General features: G+C 60.4%; 16 protein-coding genes and 2 pseudogenes. 12 read left to right on the forward strand and 6 right to left on the reverse strand.

Annotated features, from left to right (window positions below; genetic code table 11):
* Positions 1-119: 119 nt before the first annotated feature.
* The 7 genes and pseudogenes from NKJ81_RS13180 to NKJ81_RS13210 all read left to right on the forward strand — a co-directional run bounded on the left by NKJ81_RS13180 (position 120) and on the right by NKJ81_RS13210 (position 4,975).
* Positions 120-1,076 (forward strand): ABC transporter permease, encoded by a 957-nt coding sequence (locus NKJ81_RS13180; protein ID WP_352540696.1) that lies wholly within the window; start codon positions 120-122, stop codon positions 1,074-1,076.
* Positions 1,073-1,858, forward strand: coding sequence for an ATP-binding cassette domain-containing protein (locus tag NKJ81_RS13185; protein ID WP_352540697.1), 786 nt, complete (start codon positions 1,073-1,075; stop codon positions 1,856-1,858). Before NKJ81_RS13180 ends, NKJ81_RS13185 begins: the two co-directional genes overlap by 4 nt.
* A 93-nt stretch (positions 1,859-1,951) precedes the next feature.
* Positions 1,952-2,866, forward strand: coding sequence for a sugar ABC transporter substrate-binding protein (locus NKJ81_RS13190; RefSeq protein WP_352503634.1), 915 nt, complete (start codon positions 1,952-1,954; stop codon positions 2,864-2,866).
* A gap of 94 nt (positions 2,867-2,960) precedes the next feature.
* A complete protein-coding gene (locus NKJ81_RS13195) occupies positions 2,961-3,986 on the forward strand; it encodes a zinc-binding alcohol dehydrogenase family protein (RefSeq protein WP_352540798.1) in 1,026 nt (341 codons plus the stop codon).
* A gap of 101 nt (positions 3,987-4,087) precedes the next feature.
* Positions 4,088-4,189, forward strand: a pseudogene (locus tag NKJ81_RS13200) (EamA family transporter); the annotation flags it as partial.
* Between the two features lie 131 nt (positions 4,190-4,320).
* Positions 4,321-4,548, forward strand: a complete 228-nt coding sequence (locus NKJ81_RS13205) for a CopG family transcriptional regulator (RefSeq protein ID WP_352540698.1) — start codon at positions 4,321-4,323, stop codon at positions 4,546-4,548.
* Positions 4,493-4,975, forward strand: a pseudogene (locus NKJ81_RS13210) (TA system VapC family ribonuclease toxin). Before NKJ81_RS13205 ends, NKJ81_RS13210 begins: the two are co-directional and overlap by 56 nt.
* A 141-nt stretch (positions 4,976-5,116) precedes the next feature.
* On the opposite strand, the gene NKJ81_RS13215 reads toward NKJ81_RS13210, so the two are convergent.
* From NKJ81_RS13215 to NKJ81_RS13230, 4 genes are all read right to left on the reverse strand, one after another.
* Entirely contained in the window at positions 5,117-5,572 is a 456-nt protein-coding gene (locus tag NKJ81_RS13215) for a type II toxin-antitoxin system VapC family toxin (RefSeq protein ID WP_352540699.1), read from the reverse strand.
* Positions 5,553-5,795, reverse strand: coding sequence for a type II toxin-antitoxin system Phd/YefM family antitoxin (locus NKJ81_RS13220; protein WP_352467423.1), 243 nt, complete (start codon positions 5,793-5,795; stop codon positions 5,553-5,555). Before NKJ81_RS13220 ends, NKJ81_RS13215 begins: the two co-directional genes overlap by 20 nt.
* A 457-nt stretch (positions 5,796-6,252) precedes the next feature.
* Positions 6,253-7,380 carry an NAD(P)/FAD-dependent oxidoreductase gene (locus tag NKJ81_RS13225; RefSeq protein WP_352540700.1) on the reverse strand — a complete coding sequence of 376 codons (1,128 nt, stop codon included), beginning with the start codon at positions 7,378-7,380 and terminating at the stop codon, positions 6,253-6,255.
* A gap of 64 nt (positions 7,381-7,444) precedes the next feature.
* On the reverse strand, positions 7,445-8,446 hold the full coding sequence (locus NKJ81_RS13230; protein ID WP_352540701.1) for an SIS domain-containing protein: 1,002 nt from the start codon (positions 8,444-8,446) through the stop codon (positions 7,445-7,447).
* 103 nt (positions 8,447-8,549) lie between these two features.
* Here NKJ81_RS13230 and NKJ81_RS13235 point away from each other — a divergent pair, with 103 nt between their 5' ends.
* The 4 genes from NKJ81_RS13235 (at position 8,550) to NKJ81_RS13250 (ending at position 13,242) form a co-directional block, all read left to right on the forward strand.
* Positions 8,550-9,386, forward strand: coding sequence for a PfkB family carbohydrate kinase (locus tag NKJ81_RS13235; RefSeq protein WP_352540702.1), 837 nt, complete (start codon positions 8,550-8,552; stop codon positions 9,384-9,386).
* A 179-nt stretch (positions 9,387-9,565) separates the two neighbouring features.
* Positions 9,566-10,402 carry an ABC transporter substrate-binding protein gene (locus tag NKJ81_RS13240; RefSeq protein WP_352474451.1) on the forward strand — a complete coding sequence of 279 codons (837 nt, stop codon included), beginning with the start codon at positions 9,566-9,568 and terminating at the stop codon, positions 10,400-10,402.
* 76 nt (positions 10,403-10,478) lie between these two features.
* Positions 10,479-12,008, forward strand: a complete 1,530-nt coding sequence (locus NKJ81_RS13245) for an amino acid ABC transporter permease/ATP-binding protein (RefSeq protein WP_352540799.1) — start codon at positions 10,479-10,481, stop codon at positions 12,006-12,008.
* Positions 12,009-12,096: 88 nt separating this feature from the next.
* Positions 12,097-13,242, forward strand: coding sequence for a LacI family DNA-binding transcriptional regulator (locus NKJ81_RS13250; protein WP_352540703.1), 1,146 nt, complete (start codon positions 12,097-12,099; stop codon positions 13,240-13,242).
* Positions 13,243-13,476: 234 nt separating this feature from the next.
* Here NKJ81_RS13250 and NKJ81_RS13255 read toward each other — a convergent pair whose 3' ends face one another.
* Together NKJ81_RS13255 and NKJ81_RS13260 are read right to left on the reverse strand one after the other, a co-directional pair.
* A complete protein-coding gene (locus NKJ81_RS13255; protein ID WP_352540704.1) occupies positions 13,477-14,556 on the reverse strand; it encodes an FAD-binding oxidoreductase in 1,080 nt (359 codons plus the stop codon).
* Positions 14,557-14,644: 88 nt separating this feature from the next.
* The gene (locus NKJ81_RS13260; RefSeq protein ID WP_352540705.1) at positions 14,645-15,502 is read right to left on the reverse strand and encodes a LysR family transcriptional regulator; all 858 of its coding nucleotides are present in this window, start codon (positions 15,500-15,502) and stop codon (positions 14,645-14,647) included.
* A 132-nt stretch (positions 15,503-15,634) separates the two neighbouring features.
* Between NKJ81_RS13260 and NKJ81_RS13265 the strand changes: the two genes are divergently transcribed.
* Positions 15,635-16,717, forward strand: a complete 1,083-nt coding sequence (locus tag NKJ81_RS13265) for an amidohydrolase family protein (RefSeq protein ID WP_352503721.1) — start codon at positions 15,635-15,637, stop codon at positions 16,715-16,717.
* Positions 16,718-16,724 lie beyond the last annotated feature (7 nt).

Raw genomic sequence — 16,724 nt, forward strand, 5'->3', positions numbered from 1 at the left:
AAGCCGCGGCGGGGAGGGGAAATTTGCCTGAAACGGGAAACACCGGCACGACTGTCGGCGAGGCAGCGTTGCCGGCATCGAGGAAGTCAGAAGCCGTTCCCGGCCTTGCGCTCGGCCTGATGCTGCTGAGCGCTGGTCCGGTGGTCATCCTGGTGCTGCTGATCGCCGTCCTCAGCTTTCTGTCGCCCTATTTCCTGACGGGACGCAATCTCAGCAACATCCTTGCCCAGACGGCCGTCATCTCGGTTGTTGCGATGGGCCAGCATCTGGTCATCCTGACACGCGGCATCGATCTCTCCGTCGGCTCGAACCTTGCACTGGCCTCCGTCTTCGGCGCGCTGAGCTTTCATGCCGGCGCTCCCGCCATCATCGTGATCGCCGTGATGGTTGGCTGCGGTGCCGCGGTCGGCGCCATCAACGGGCTCTTCTACGTCTTCGGCCGGCTGCCGCATCCTTTCATCATCACGCTGGCGACATTGAGCATCGCCAAGGGGCTGGCCCTGCAACTGGCCGATGGCCGCGCCATTCCTGGCATGCCGGATTCGATCGATGCGCTTGGCCGCGAGGCGGTTTGGGGCCTGCCTGGATCGGTTTTCGTCGTTGCGGGCGTTGCCGCGGTTCTTTCCGTCATGGCTAAAACCATGGTCTGGGGGCGCTGGATTTATGCCGTCGGCGGCCGGCCCGACGCCGCGCTGCGCATGGGCATTCCCGTGTCCTGGGTGCTGGTTTCGGTCTATGTCATCTCAGGGCTGTGCGCCGGCATCGGTTCCGTCATCCTTGCCGGCCGCACCGACGCCGGTTCGCCGCTGTTCGGCAATCTGCTGGAACTGGACACGATCGCGGCGGTGATCATTGGCGGCGCCAGCTTTCTTGGCGGTCGCGGCCACCTCGGCCATGCCTTGATCGGCGCCATCATGATCGGCGTTATCCGCAACGCGCTCAACCTGCTCAACGTCAATGTCTTTTTCCAGCTCATCGTCATCGGCGTGGTCATCGTGATCGCGGTCGAGTCCGACGTGCTGCGCAATTACCTCGAAGGGCGTGTGCGTGTCCTGCAAGCCGGAAAGCAGTCATGAGCGCCGCTGCGGATAACGCCGATCACGCGGTCACGGCGGACAATCCCGTGCTGGCGGTACGCGGTGCTACCAAGCGTTTCGGTTCGGTTCTGGCCCTCGACGATGTCAGCATCGAGGTGCGGCGCGGCGAGATCGTCGGCCTGCTCGGCGACAATGGCGCGGGTAAATCGACGCTGACCAAATGCATCAGCGGGGTGCACCAACTCGATGCCGGCGCGATCCTTTTGGACGGTGCGCCAACGCAGATACGCTCCCCTGCGGATGCGCGCTTCGCCGGCATCGAGACCGTCTATCAGGATCTGGCGCTGTTCGACAATCTGACGCCGGGACAGAACTTCTTTGCCGGTCGCGAGCTGGCTGGCCCGCAATGGCTTCCGCGCGGCCTGCGATTTCTGCAGCAGCGCCGGATGGACGCCGAGACCCGCGCTCTGCTGGCAAACCTGAAAGTTACGCTGCCGCGGCTGGATGCCGTCGTCGCCATGATGTCTGGCGGTCAAAGGCAAGCGATCGCCGTGGCTCGCTCGACCGTGTTCGCCCGCAAGGTTGTCATTCTGGATGAGCCGACCGCCGCACTCGGCCTGCGTGAATCACGCCAGGTGCTCAATCTGATCGCTGCGCTGCGCGACCAGGGCAATGCCGTCATCCTGATCACTCATAACATGGAACACGTCGTCGAGCTCGCCGATCGCGCGGTGGTGCTTCGCCAGGGCCGCAGGGTCGGCGAACTTGTGCCGACCAAGGGCAACAAACAGGAACTGGTTTCCATGATCGTTGGAGCCTGACCCGTTCGAAATTTGGGGACCTTTCAGGTCCGCAAATGCCTGAAGCGTCTCCCGCCGGGAGGCGTCTCAATCCAAGGGAGGAATACAATGCCAATGAACCGAAAACTGTTCGCAGGGCTGGTGATCGCTGTTGCGTTTTCCGTGCCGGCTTCGGCCGCAGACAAGATCAAGGTTGGCCTGATTACGAAATTCCCGGTGCCGTTCTACTCGACCATGGAGGACGCCGCCAAGAAATACGCGGCCGCTCATCCGGAGATCGAACTGGTCACCGGCCAGGGCCAGGCAGCTACCGACATCGAAGGCCAGATCGCTCTGATCGAATCCATGATCACGCAGGGCGTCAACGGGCTGGCAATCACTCCGGTCGACCCGACGGTCGCGCCGGCGCTCGACAAGGCGGTGGCCGCCGGCATCAAGGTGGTTCTCGTCGACAACAGCATTCCCAACTGGAAAGGCCAGACGGCATTGGTCTCGACCAACAACCTCAACGGCGGCAAGATCGCCGGAGAGTATCTTAAAACGGTGCTCAAGAGCGGTGACAAGATCGGTATCCTGCAAGGCGTTCCCGGGGTGCCGGCTCTGGATGACCGGGTCACGGGCATGATGGAGGGATTGGGCGACGTCAAGGTCGATGTCGTCGGCAAGGGCGCAACCAACTGCACGCTGGAACTTGGCACGTCAGTGACCGAAGACATCCTCACCGCCAATCCCGATCTCAAGGCGATCTACTCGGCCTGCGGTCCGCCGATCCCTGGCGCCGTCAAGTCGATCAGCAATTCCGGCATTGCCAACGACAACCTCATAGTGGTCGGCTTCGACGCGTGCTGCGGTGAGATCGAAGCGATCAAGTCGGGAGCGGAGGACGCCAGCGTAGCTCAATTTCCAGCGAAAATGGGTGAGCTTGGCATCGACACCGTCGTCAAGGCCATCCGCGGGGAACCCGTCGAGGCCAATGTGGATACCGGCGCCGGACTGGTGACGCTGCAGAACGTCAAGGACTTCGAGTGATCCACCAGCGGTCCTGCGGATTGCACCGCCGGACCACTTCCTGTTGCCGGACTCCAGCTTAGCAAGGGGGTGAATTATAGTCATGGGCCCCACCATCAAAGTCGTGCGATGCGCTGAGCCGGGCAGGCTGGTGTTTGAGGAGCAGCAGGCACCAGGCACTCCGCCCGAAGGCTGGGCACTGATCAATGTCGCCTATGTCGGGATATGTGGAACCGACTACCACATCTTCGAGGGCAGGCATCCTTATCTCGCCTATCCGCGCGTCATGGGCCATGAGGTTTCGGGAACAATCGCGGCAATCAACGCGCCCGTGGACCTGTCGGTTGGAGAGCAAATCCTCGTCAATCCCTATCTTGCCTGCGGAAATTGTGCCGCCTGCCGCCAGGGAAAGCCGAACTGCTGCATGTCGATCGAGGTGCTTGGCGTGCACCGTGACGGTGCCATGAGCGAGCAGATTCTCGTGCCGGCGCAGAACTTGATACCAGCGGCCGGCCTGTCACCGGTCGAGGCTGCCACGGTCGAGTTTCTGGCCATCGGTGCTCACGCGGTGCGCAGATCCATGGCGGGGCCCGGCATTCGCGCCTTGGTTATCGGCGCCGGGCCGATTGGCCTCGGCACCGCGCTTTTTGCGCGCATAGCGCAACTCAACGTGACCATCATGGACGTCGATGCCGAGCGGCTGGCCTTTGCCGCAAGACAATTGGGCTTCCTGGTGATCGACAGGTCGAAGGGATCGATCGTCGAAACGATAGCGGAGCGAACTGCGGGAGCAGGTTTCGACGTCGTCTTCGACGCCACGGGAAACAGCCGTTCGATGCAGGCTGCCTTTGCCTATGTTGCCCATGGCGGCGTCATGGTGATGGTCAGCGTCGTGCCGGACGACATAACCTTCTCAGATCCCGAGTTCCATAAGCGGGAAATGATGCTGATCGGCAGTCGCAACGCGACGCGTAGCGATTTCCAGCACGTCATTGCCTCGATCCGCGCTGGAAAAATACCAATCGACCGACTCGTCACCCATCGCACTACCCTGCGAGACAGCCCACGCGATATTGCGATCTGGGCGCAGCAGAAGTCCGGTCTGATCAAGGCTGTTGTCGACGTGGCTGGAGCTGGCTGACGTCGGCAAACACAATCAAGATATGTGACCGCAGCCCTGATGCTGCATTATGGGAGGGGGAGTTGCTCGGTGACGCCAGGCTAAGCGGCGCGCTTGACACAGTATTCGGAGTGGGTTTCCTCCGTGAACAATTGTCCCTGCCGAACTGGCTTGGCGTTTCACTGATTGCAGCGGGCGCAGTTCTCGTCGCATACAAAGGTTGAAGCCGTGAAGCGACGATCCTTCCGGCACAAAATGCGTTCACGCCAAGTCCGCCGGGTATTCGCATCGCTTGAGTATCCGACGTCGCTATTTTATATGATGCGTGATGTTGATGCGCACCAAGCAGGGCAACATGAGAACCACACTGGCGATCGATGACGATGTCCTGGTCGCGGCCAAGGCCATGGCCCGGCAGCAGGATCGCAGCCTCGGCGAGGTCATCACCGATCTCGCCCGGCGCTCGCTGCGCCGGCCTCAAGCCGGCGGCGAGCGCAACGGGATCCCTCTTCTGTCGCCTCGGCCGGATGCACCTCCCGTCACGCCTGAGACGGTCAACGCCTTGCGAGACGAACTGCCGTGACGTGCTCGATGTCAATGTGCTGATCGCACTGATAGATCCTGGCCACGTCGCCCATGACGACGCGCATGGAGTTCGAAGAGACCGGTAACTCGGCATGGCTACGTGTCCCGTCACCGAAAACGGCGTCCTGCGCATCGTCGGCAACCAAAGATATCCCAATTCTCCCGGCTCACCAGCTGTTGTTGCGCGAATCGTTACCAAGTTGCGGACCCTGCACGGGCACAGCTTCTGGCCCGACGATGTGAGCCTGGTTGGCTCCGGCGACATTGATGCAGCCAAAATCCTGACCTCGGCGCAGGTGACGGCTACGTACCTTCTCGCGCTCGCCAAGGCGCGCGGCGGCCAACTTGCCAGCTTTGACCGCAAGCTGTCAGCGGCGGCCGTGAAGGGCGGGAAGTCTGCACTGCATCTGATTCCAACAAGGTAGAGACTCTTCGGTGCGGTCTACCTCCGATCTTCTCGGGTTTCTTCGGCGAGAAAGTCGCGGAGGTCCAGAGTCAGCACGGAATCGAGAGCGTCAAAGACTTCTGCACGTCGAACAACATAGGCAGGTGGTCGAGCGAAGAGGTCAATTGCCATTCGCGAGCGGCCCGAGAATTTGGACTCCCTGGCGGCGTGCGGCAAGTGCGAGCTTCCGATCGAGGGTGGCCAGCGGCAACTCGGTTTCGATTGCCAGCGCCAGATAGGCGGCGTCATAGGCGCTGAGCCCGTGCGAAGCCGCTAATGTCAGCACTGCGCCGTCCGACCCGCCGCCGGCGTCCTCCAGCGGCAATCGGCGCAGCCGTGCCATGGTGGTGGCAGCTTCGCCCGCCGCGATGCGGCCACGCCGCTCGGCCATCAATACGACGTTACGCGCCTCGTGCCAGAACAGGGAAGGGACAGGCGCCGTTGCTCCCGGCAATCGTCGCATCAGGGCGGCCGCCGCCTCGCTGTCTTCATCAGGAAGAATCCAGGCAGCCGCCACGGAAAGGTCGACAACGAAAGGCATCAGACGATGATCGCCATCAAGCGCGGCGCCCTTCATCGCGCCAGGCCCGAATTTCGTCCTGCGTCACGGGCTTGGCGCGGGCGCGGGCAGCGCTGATCTCTTCGATCACGGCTTCGACATCGTTGCGCCGTTGAATCCGCGACAGTTTAGCGATGGGATCGTTGCCGCGCGAAATAATCACCTCCTCGCCGGCTTCTACCCTTGAAAGCAGTTCCGAGAGATGCGTTTTGGCCTCGCCAACTTTCACCGTGATGGTCATTTTCCTGTCCTTGCGCGCGTCGGGTCAACGTGGCGAGCCGTGTTCATTGCCGAGCTGAGTGTGGATTGCTCGACAATCGCGCTTGCACGCGACGATAGGCGCAATCCTGACCCTTGGTCAAGGCTTGGTCAAGTCATTGCCGACCCCTCGCACGCCGCAAGGCGGGCCGTCTCTTGACAAGGTGAAATCGTTCTGGAGCAACGGCTTCTGATTATGCGCAGTGTCTGATTTTGCGGGCGGAAGCTTGCGCAACTTGTCGCGGTTAGCGCACTCCAGTGGATCGCGAGTGGCTATCTGACCATAGTTTGCGGGGCATTCTTCTTCGGGCGTTCGCGCTTGGACGCGCAGCGCCGACCTCTCGACGTCTCTGTTGCCGTAGCACGACAACCCGATCACGCGGCTCTTCCCCAGGCCCGCGACCCATCTGGAGAGTTCGGCCTTGCCCCAAATTGCCCTTTCAGCTGAAACGATTAGGGCGGAACGTTGCAAGCATGGGATGCGGATTGCCAGAGGCGATTTCTTTGGCAAGCAATTCGCCGACGATCAATCCAAGCGTGGCGCCGCTGTGGCTGAAGGCGACGTGAAGTCCGGCAACGGTGTCGACGCAGCCAAGCACTGGCTCGCCGTCGCCGGGGATGGGCTTCGGGCCAACTGCATAGGCAGCGAGTTGGAGCCGCGGATTGCCCTCGAGCACCGCACTAGCCTCCTCGAGCAGTCCTTTGACGGTCTTGTCGTGCACGGTGTAGGTTCCGTCAGAGTTGACCACGACTTCTTCCTCCGACCACGCCGAATCCAAAACAAGTGCGCCGTCCGGCGTCGGGCGAACCGCCACGCGGGGCGTATTCAGCACGGCACGGAGCTCGGTCTTGATCGGCTTGGTCTTCAAGAGAAGTGAAATTGGCGTGGCGTCGGGGACACGAACTCCGATCTCTGCGAGCATGATAGGCGTCGCTGGCCCGACCGCAAGGACCACTGCATCCGCCTTTACCGGCACACCGTCGGCAGTGACGACGCCACGCGCGCGACCACCTGTGGCATCTATCCGGACGCGTCCAGCGTCCCGAACAAACTTGCCGCCACGGGAGCGGAACTCATTGAGCAGCAGACTGATCAAAGACGGCAGGTCAACCCATCCTTCGCCGGGATTGAAGATGGCGCCCCGGGGGGTAATTGCGCTCGCGTTGACGCCGGGCACCACTGCACCGACTTCGGCAGGGCCGAGCAGAAGCGCGTCATAACCAATATCCTGCTCCAACTGGCAGACGGACGCGATCTGGTTCGTCTCGTCATCCGCATCCCAGGTGAGGCCGCCGTCAAAGCGAAGCCACGATCCCGTTTCCGGCCTTGTGGCGGCCAGGGTCCGATAACGGTCGATGCCTGCAAGCCTCAAGCGGTGGTAGGCAGTGTCCGCACGTCGCGCTGAGTTCAGCCAGGAAAGTGAACGGCCGGATGCACCGTTGGCTGGCGCGCCGTCGTTGACAAGCGTTACATCAAGGCCAAGACGAGCAAGGTGCAACGCGGAAGAGATGCCGAAGATGCCCGCGCCGATAACAACGACATGGCGCGGCTTTGGTGATGCAGTCATGGAGAAATCCTTCTTCGCAGAAGCCGGGCTGGGAGTTGTTGGATGGCTGCAGAGCGCGGCGGAACTAATAGTCGGTGAGCTTCTTCATGTAGCGCCGGCCCTCAAGCATTGGCCGGCCGCGCAGGGCGGCCAGCTCGTAGGCAAAACGCCAAAGCGTGTCGAAGAAGACCAAGGGCACGAGATAGGGTTTGATGTGTTCGGACATACCACTGAGGTCGAGTTCAGCTCCATCGAGCACCAGGACGTTTTCCCGGCTGCCGTACTTGAAAAGGAAGTCTCGGGCACGTTCGGGAAGGCTCCGCGTTTCGTCCAAACCCACTAAGACCACGAAGCAAGCGTCCCGGTCGACCACCTCAAATGGGCCGTGAAAGAACTCGTTGGCGTGTATGGCCTGCGAATCGTACCACTGCATCTCCATCAACACGCAGATGGCGTACGAATAGGCCGCACCATAGCTGGCACCGCTGGCCAGTGTGTAGATCGCATTGCGCGGCGCGAAACGGGGGGCGAAGGCCTGAAACCGGTCGGCATAGGTCCGGTGCGCACGCTCGATCGCCGGCTGAAGATGGCTCAGGCTCGTCAGCAGATCGGCAGTTAGCCCGGCATCCTCCCGAGCATCGATCAGGCCGGCGAGCAACATATAGAGCACGCCGTAGTTGCTGCAGGCTGAATCGATTGCTTTGCCCGTCGTGTAGGAGGCCTGGTAGGCGACTGCGTGGTCGACCGCCAGCGCGAGGGGCGATATCTGGTCGAGCGTCATGCCGATTGTCGTTGCGCCTCGATCCTTTGCATGATTGGCCGCTCGCACAGTTTCGCGGGTGGTGCCGGTCTGCGAGCAAAGGACAACGAGCGCGTCAGGTCCCAACCGTCGCGGGTCTCGGCAGACGAACTCATCCGCGTTGTAGATGTCGCAGGCGAATGTGCCGCTGTGACGGTCGACGAAGTATTTGCCTGCCATCATGATCGAGAGCGAACCGCCGCACGCCACGAGGAATAGGTGCGAAAACTGCGTGCCCGCCGTAGCGGTCAGGGCGCGTTCCACGTCGGAGGGCAGGGCGGAAATCATGAGCTTCCTCGTCTCGTTGGCAGAGCTAGGGGCCGGCCCACAATTGACAGGTGGGCAGCCATTGTGCGAACGTTATCACACCCTTTAAACTGAAAGTCCTGCAATGGTCAAGATTGCCGCGATGGGCGATAACGTGGTCGATTGTTATCTTGCTCGCGGCGAGATGTATCCTGGTGGAAATTGCCTCAATGTCTCGGTTTATGTCAGCCGCTTCGGCGGGCGATCGGCCTATGTCGGAGCGATCGGCAAAGACCGGGCAGGGGACCTTATCTGCACTGCACTGGCGTCGGAGCGCGTGGACATCACCCGATTGCGGCGTCTCGAGGGACCGACCGCTTACTGCCTCATAGGTCACCGCAACGCCGATCGGATTTTCCTGGACTTCGATCTCGGAGTTTCGGTGTTTACGCCGACGCAAGAAGATCTGGATTTTCTCTCGGGCTTTCAGGCCGTCCACATCGGCCAGTCCAGCGGTTTGGACCCGTGGGTTGCCGCTGTATCAAGCAAGTCACTGTTGTCTTATGATTTTTCCACGCGACGGGACCCGGGACATCGACGCGAGATTGGACCCTATTGCTATCTGGCTTGTGTCTCGGGTGACGGTCTCGACGACAAGGAATTGGCCGCAATCGCGGCCGAATTGCTTGCATGTGGTTCAAAGTGGGTTCTTGTGACTCGTGGCCGAGCCGGCGCGGTGCTTCACGGCGACACCGTCTCTTACCGAACCCCGGCGCGGTTGGTCAAACCCGTCGACACCCTGGGCGCAGGCGACACCTTCATCGCCAGAACGCTATTCGGCCTGCTTAAGAAGGAGGCGCCTCAAGACATCCTCGGCCATGCCGCGGACGCGGCGGCTGCTACCTGCCAGTACTACGGGGCGATCGGCCATGCGACAGCAATCGACTTAGGAAAGATGACGCCGGAGATCCCCCGCGCTTAACACTGGAAACCATCTAGCTGAGAAATTCTCCGAAACAATTGACGCGAGAAATGGACAATGCTAGATCAAATGATAACGTTCTCACCTACCTGGCCGAACGCCATCTAAGAGCGTTTTGATAGATGAGACGTCGAGTGGGATCGCAAGGCCGAGTTCGGCCAATCGTAAGAGGAGAAGACATGCACACGAATTCGAGCAGGCGCCAACTTGTGAAATCCGGTCTGGCGCTGACGATCGCGCTGTTGACAGGACTTGGCACGTTGGCCTCGTCAACTCAGGCAAACGCGGCCGACAACCCCTACAACCTCATCGACCCGACGGTGATCAGCGTCGGAACCATGGGCGATGCGAAACCCTATGTCTTCACCGACGCCAACGGTAACTTCACTGGCTTCGACGCCGAACTCTTCCGTGATGTGGCGCGCCGGCTCGGGTTCAAGGAGGAGCAGATCGTTTTCACCGGCCAGGAATTCTCGGCGCTGCTGCCGTCCGTTGCCAATGGCCGCTTCGACGTCGCTGTCGCCGCCATCGGCACAACGGCGCAGCGCAAGAAGACCGTGGATTTTGGCGACGGCTATCTCGCCGGCTATCTGTCGATCATTTCGGCGGATCCGGCACTGACGAGCAATGAGAGCACCGCCGGAAAGCGCATCGGCGTGATCCAGGGAACGCTGCAGGAAATCTATGCCGAGAAGAACCTCAAGGGCGACATTGTCAAATTTCCCGACAACAACACTGCGGTGGCGGCGCTGAATAACGGGACGATTGATGGCCATTTCACTGACTATGAGTCCGCCAAGCAGTATGTGGAGCGCTATAAGAACCTGAAGATAACAATGAACGTGCCGTCCTTCGATGCGCCGGCCGGGTTCGTGGTCAAGAAAGGCAACGATGCCTTCCGCGAGGCGCTCAACAAGGCGCTGCGCGAGGCCATGGACGATGGCACCTGGAAACGGCTGCATGAGAAATGGTTCCCGGGCACTCCGATGCCGGATCAATATCTGCCCAAGAAGTGAATTCGCGCGTATTCATTTTCGTTTCCGGCCGGGCCCGTCAGCAACGGTGCCCGGCCGAGTTATAGATGGACTTGATATGAGCTGGTTCGATACCTTCGCCCGCAGCTTCCTTGATTTCCAGGCGATGGCAGAAGTTCTGCCAAACATGGTGATGGTCGGCCTCAAGAACACTTTGATCCTGGCCCTTGCCTCGACGTTTTTCGGAACGCTGATCGGTATCGTCCTCGCAGTCATGGGGATTTCAGAGAACCGGCCGCTGAAACTCCTTGCCCGAGTCTATACCGATATCTTCCGTGGGCTTCCTGCCATTGTCACAATCCTGATCATTGGCCAAGGCTTCGCGCGGTTGGGCCGAGATCTGTTCGGTCCATCGCCTTATCCGCTGGGCATTCTGGCGCTCAGCCTGATCGCCGGAGCCTACATCGGGGAGATTTTCCGCGCCGGCATTCAGAGCGTCGAGCGGGGTCAGATCGACGCCACGCGCACTCTCGGTATGACGTATGGCCAAGGCATGCGCCTGGTGGTGATCCCGCAAGGCATCCGTCGCGTCCTGCCTGCACTGGTCAACCAGTTCATCGGCAATGTCAAAGACTCCAGCCTGGTCTATTTCCTTGGTCTGCTCGCCTCCGAACGCGAACTGTTCCGCGTCGGCCAGGACCAGGCTGTGCTGACCGGCAACTTGTCGCCGCTATTGCTGGCCGGAGTGTTCTATCTCGTGATCACGGTGCCGCTGACCCATCTCGTCAACTACATCGACGCGCGCATGCGCGTCGGCAAACGAATAACCGCCGTGCAGAGTGGCCTCAAGGAGGTCGCCGAGCTTGCCGAAACCGTTGTGCCGGGAACAGCGACGTTGCCTGCAGCAGCGCCCACACGCTTCAAGGGTGGCGGCATCGAGGTCAAGAATATCGACATGGCCTACGGCGCCGTCCAGGTGCTGCATGACGTCAGTCTGAAAGTGGAGCCCGGGACCGTCACCTGCCTTATCGGTCCGTCCGGATCGGGCAAGTCGACCTTGCTGCGCTGCCTCAACCGTCTCGTAGAATGTCGAGCCGGTGACATTCTGCTCGACGGCGAAAGCATCTACAAGCAGACCCCTGACCAACTCCGGCGGCGCGTGGGCATGGTTTTCCAGCAGTTCAATCTGTTCCCCGACCGTAGCGCGCTCGCCAACATCACCTTGGCGCTGCGCAAAGTTAGACGCATGTCGCGCGAGGAGGCTAATGACGCGGCCTTGGCGAGGCTAAATGAAGTCGGACTGCTGGAGCGCAAGGACCATCGGCCGGCCAATCTCTCGGGCGGGCAACAGCAGCGGGTGGCCATCGCGCGTGCGCTCGCGCTCGAACCCGAAATTATGCTGTTCGACGAAGTCACCAGCGCCCTCGATCCAGAATTGGTCAAAGGTGTCCTGAACTTGATGGCCGACCTCGGGCGGGGCGGGATGACGATGGTGGTCGTTACACACGAGATGAATTTCGCTCGCAAGGTCGCGAACCAGGTCGTGTTCATGGACGAGGGGCGGATCGTCGAGGCAGGCCGGCCAGAAGACCTATTCGACAATCCGCAGAGCCCGCGTCTTCGACGCTTTCTGTCGGAGGTGCTGTGATTCAAATGGTGTGCGCAGCGGCGGGTTCTGCGGTGTTCGGCCTTGCGGGGCGTGCCTAACTGCCGCTAGTTCGTCGCCACGACGTTGCATGGTCGGCGGGACTTGCTGGGTGACTCAAAGATCCAAAAACGCAACTATCATCGAAGTCGCTCGCCGGGCTGGAGTGAGCTCTGCCACGGCTGGGCGTGTGCTTGGTGACTACGGGTACAGCAGCCCTGAGGTCCAGGAGAAGGTGCGCGCCGCGGCATCTGCGCTGGGTTATCGGCCCAATCGCCTGGCCAAAGGTCTGATCACCGGTAAGACCCAGACTATCGGCGTTGTCGTAGGCGACATCGAAAGCCCATTCTATGCAAGCGTGCTGCGCGGAATAGGGGACGTCGCGCGCCGTGGCGGCTTCGGGGTTATCGTTACGAATAGTGACGAAAATGCCGAACTCGAGCGAGAGGCGGTGCAGCTGCTGTTGGAAAAGCAGGTCGATGGTTTAGTCGTCTCATCGACCTTCTTGGACAAGCCGGATCATCTTCGTGACGCCGTCGCGGCCGGCTGTCCCGTCGTGCAGTTCGACCGCATCGTGGCGGGCATGGAAACCGATTCGGTCGTGGTCGATAACGTTTCTGTAACGCGTAGCAGCATAGCGGCGATCATCGCCGCCGGACACAGCCGCATCGGAATATTGGCGGAACTCGGGCCGGACCAACGCGATGATGTTGGTTCCTTTGTGACAAACGCTGATCTCTCCAGCTCCGACGTTCGCTACCATCATCCAAGCTGGCAACGGTTGTTGGGTTATCTCGAAGCCCATCGCGCTGCGGGCATTTCGCCGGATCCACAGTTGATCCGCCGCGTGGCGGTCTATTCCAGCGAGGCAGCCCGAAAGGAGGCACTCGATCTGCTGACAATGCGCAATGCGCCGTCCGCCCTGTTTACCGCCGACGGTGTGATGTCGACAGGCGTTCTGGAGGCGACATCCGCACTGAAGCTTGCGATCCCGGGAGAGGTTTCGCTGCTTTGCTTCGACGATCTCGACTGGATGCAGTTCGTGGCCCAAGGTATCACAGCCATCGCGCAGCCGGCGCATCTGATCGGGGCGACGGCAGCCGAGCTTCTCTTGAAGAGGCTGGCTGGCGACACCGCACCGATTGAACACCGTGTCCTCGCGGCTCGCCTGGTGAACCGTAATTCGATTGCGGTTCATCTCAACCGCAACGCCCCTGATCCGGCCGCGACGGTGTAGCTGGAGCCGAATTGCCGCGCCTCTTTGTGTCGAGGTCGATCCCATGCAGCGGCTGAATAATAGCTCAAGCGTATTGCTGGGTAGGACTTTTGTCGCTTGCGATGCCCAGCGTGAGCTGCGCCAGAAATCGGGCGAGCCCATCCGGGTTCCGAAACCTAATCACTTGCGGTCGCAGTAGTATGGCTTGGTCGTTGAACGCAAAGGCTGCCCGATTTCGTTCCGCGATGGGTACAATTATAGATCAAGCAAAATGTCGCCTTGTGGGCGGCTGCAGCACGCCAGGATGTAGCCTGCCGATTTGTCCTCCAACGTCAGTCCGCCTAGGTCATCCATGACGACTTCGCCAGACAGCTTGGCGATCCGGCACGTACCGCAAACTCCCTGCTGGCAAGCGGTTGGGACATAGACGCCACATTGGCGCGCCGCTTCCAGCAGGGTCTCTCCGGGCGCGCAGTGATATGCAAGGCCGGAGCGGGCGAAGCGGACCGAAGACGAAACCTTTGAATCCGATAGCGAACGCGAAATGTTGCCGCCCCCGAAGCTCTCCTCATGATACTGTGAAAGGGCGAGCCCGATTGCATCGAGGCAGCTGCGTGCAGCCTTCATGTAGGACTCCGGCCCACAGGCAAAAATCGTGCGGCTATGGAGATCGGGAACCAAGGTCAGGAGCATCTCACTGTTAATTCGCCCGGTTGGACCCGTCCAGGCCGGGTCTCCATGACTGCAAATGCAAGTCACATGAACATTGGGAAAGCGAGCGGCAAGTGCGTCCAGTTCGAGCCGAAAAATGATGTCGTCCGGCGTTCTCGCACTATGAATGAAGTGGATATCCTGGTTTGTTGCGCGGTCGGTAAATGCCCGCAGCATTGACATGACGGGAGTTATCCCGCTGCCACCTGAAAGGAAGAGGGACTTTGCATGCGGCAGATCGTCGAGATTGAACGAGCCGAGCGGCCCTTCGATCTCGATCCCATCGCCCGGCTTCAAATTGTCATGGAGCCAATTCGAAACGAGCCCGCCCGGCGTCCGTTTCACGGTGATCTGCAGGTCGAGCGGTCGCGTCGGTGGTGACGAAACAGAGTAGGAGCGCGTCACCGCGGCCCCCTCGATCCTCAGGTGCACCACAACATATTGGCCAGCGCTGAAGCAGAACATCCGATCTGAAGCGGGTGTGAGAACGAACGTTTTCACATCGTGCGTCTCGTCGATCACGCGCCGGCAGAGCACAAGCTGCGGCGTGGTCTGTGCCCACTGCCGGTGAAGCTTTGTTGGGGCGAAGCCGGAGGCTGCAAAGGCCGCGTAAGCATTCATCATTCAACTCGGGTTTGAAGTGGAGCCAAGATGCCACTTCAAACCCCGCTGAACAGCCGCGCAATCCTGCCGTTATGATCGGTAATTTCGATTACCCTTCCAGGGACATTACAGCCACCTGGAGAGCTCGGATGCCCTTGCGAATAATGGGTTCGTGTTTGCGGCGCGCAAGGATCGCGGTGTGGACTGGCTGGTGCAGCGTCGGCGCTCCCTCGACGAGGAACGATGGGAGCTCGGCCGTGAACCGGCGCGCATCGTCGCTGCGCATGTAGCAGGTGCCGCCCGTTCGCCGCAGCATGATCTCCGCCAGAGTTTCCGATCCCGTCGAAAGCCGACAGATCGCCAGCTCGGCCAGCAGCTCTGCGTGCGTCTTTTCCAGCACCGCGGTGTAGCCTGGGCGAATGTAGGTTTCAGGGTCGACATCGGACAGCGTTCTGGCAGCCGTCGAAACCATCACATATTCCTCGACCATCAGATGCTCGTAGGCGATCTCAGGCAGGTAACGAGGCGCATAAAGCACGGCAATATCGAGATTTCCCATGCTTAGGTCGCTGACCATCTGGTTCGAATAGTCCGACTCGACATGGATCGAGGATTTTGGAAGCGCCTGGCACAGTGTCTCGACCCATCCCGGCAGGACCGAACGGGTCATCCCCACCTGTGCGGCGATGCGCAACGTGCCCTCGAAACGGTTGAACGCTCGCACATCGTGTCGAGCTTGCGACCACGTCGACAGCAAGGATCTGGCATAGGCTTCGAACCGCCGCCCGGCGGCTGTCGGCTCAGCGCCGGCGCGCCCGCGCAGAAAGAGCTCGGACCCGATCGCGCTCTCCAGATTCTTGATGCGGGTGCTGATCGTCGACTGGGTCAACCCCAGCCGGTCGGCGGTACGATTGAAATTTCGCGACTCGATGATGTCGAGAAAAGTTTCGATGTGATCTAGCTGCACATGACCTCCGATCGAAAAAGTCGATCATATTGCGCAGGATCATAAGCTTGATCAAACAATACTCAAGGCGGAAGCTGCACGCGGTGAAATCGGCCGCAGATCGTCCAGGCTGAAGCTACGGAGCTGAGCAACGTGTTCATAGTCGACTGCGATTGTCACAATTACTGGTCGAGCGCGACTGTATTGGAGCCTTACCTTTCCGGCCTATGGAAGGACATGTTCGTTGAAGGCGAGAAGACAGGTCCCGTTGGCGCCTTCCCGCATGGCCATCGTCCCTGGTTTCATCCGCAGGACTTCTCACGCAAGGACGTCCGTCCGAAAACAGAAGCCGACAACTATCTCATCATGAAGGAAAAACACCTCGACAAGTACAAGGTCGATGTGGCGATCCTGACCGGCGATGAGCCGATCGAGGCTTCCACCCTCGCCAATCCCTATTATGCCAGCGCCCTCGTCAGCGCCTACAATGACTATCAGATCGACCAATGGCTGCCGAAGGACGATCGCTTCATGGGCTCGATCATCGTCGCGCCACAGGATCCGAAGCTCGCGGCCGCCGAGATACGCCGTCTGGGCAATCACCCGCGCATGGTTCAGGTTCTCGCTTCGCAAGGCTCCGTCAAGCCCTATGGCGATCCGTTTTACCATCCAATTTATGAGGCTTGCGCCGAGGTGGGGCTGCCCTTTGCCATTCATCTGGGCGGCCATGGTGGCGTGAATTCGACCGCGATTGCTCCGGCCCCGACGACATTCTTCTGGGAGACCCATGCCATCCTGCACATGTCGGCCATTTCGCATGTCGCAAGCATGATTGCGCATGGCGTCTTCGAAAAATGGCCGGACCTCTACTTCGTGGTCATCGAATGCGGCGTCGCCTGGGTGCCATCGGTATTGTGGCGCCTGGACGCCGACTACAAAGCCCTACGCAAAGAGACGCCATGGCTGAAAATGCTGCCGTCCGAATATTGCCGGCGAAATATCCGCTTTTCCACGCAGCCGCTGGAGCAGCCCGCAAATATTCAGCATCTCTGGTCCACTCTCGAGGCGATGGACGGCGAAAATACGCTGATGTTTGCCTCCGACTATCCGCATTGGGACTATGACGATGCCAACACGCTGCAAATCCCTCCTGCCTGGAAGAGCAAGATCATGGGGCTGAATGCGCTGGAGGTTTACAAGCGCATCCCGCGCGCGCAAGCGGCGAATGCTGCCTGAGGAAGCA

This window comes from Mesorhizobium sp. M0018 (genome assembly GCF_040323955.1).
GTDB lineage: Bacteria > Pseudomonadota > Alphaproteobacteria > Rhizobiales > Rhizobiaceae > Mesorhizobium.

Coding starts and splice junctions, on each gene's coding strand:
- NKJ81_RS13180 (WP_352540696.1), top strand. CDS start 120: ATGCTGCTGAGCGCTGGTCCGGTGGTCATCCTGGTGCTGCTGATCGCC.
- NKJ81_RS13245 (WP_352540799.1), top strand. CDS start 10,479: ATGAGCTGGTTCGATACCTTCGCCCGCAGCTTCCTTGATTTCCAGGCG.
- NKJ81_RS13220 (WP_352467423.1), bottom strand. CDS start 5,795: ATGACCATCACGGTGAAAGTTGGCGAGGCCAAAACGCATCTCTCGGAA.
- NKJ81_RS13235 (WP_352540702.1), top strand. CDS start 8,550: ATGGTCAAGATTGCCGCGATGGGCGATAACGTGGTCGATTGTTATCTT.
- NKJ81_RS13255 (WP_352540704.1), bottom strand. CDS start 14,556: ATGATGAATGCTTACGCGGCCTTTGCAGCCTCCGGCTTCGCCCCAACA.
- NKJ81_RS13225 (WP_352540700.1), bottom strand. CDS start 7,380: ATGACTGCATCACCAAAGCCGCGCCATGTCGTTGTTATCGGCGCGGGC.
- NKJ81_RS13190 (WP_352503634.1), top strand. CDS start 1,952: ATGAACCGAAAACTGTTCGCAGGGCTGGTGATCGCTGTTGCGTTTTCC.
- NKJ81_RS13240 (WP_352474451.1), top strand. CDS start 9,566: ATGCACACGAATTCGAGCAGGCGCCAACTTGTGAAATCCGGTCTGGCG.
- NKJ81_RS13230 (WP_352540701.1), bottom strand. CDS start 8,446: ATGATTTCCGCCCTGCCCTCCGACGTGGAACGCGCCCTGACCGCTACG.
- NKJ81_RS13205 (WP_352540698.1), top strand. CDS start 4,321: ATGAGAACCACACTGGCGATCGATGACGATGTCCTGGTCGCGGCCAAG.
- NKJ81_RS13250 (WP_352540703.1), top strand. CDS start 12,097: ATGGTCGGCGGGACTTGCTGGGTGACTCAAAGATCCAAAAACGCAACT.
- NKJ81_RS13215 (WP_352540699.1), bottom strand. CDS start 5,572: ATGAAGGGCGCCGCGCTTGATGGCGATCATCGTCTGATGCCTTTCGTT.
- NKJ81_RS13185 (WP_352540697.1), top strand. CDS start 1,073: ATGAGCGCCGCTGCGGATAACGCCGATCACGCGGTCACGGCGGACAAT.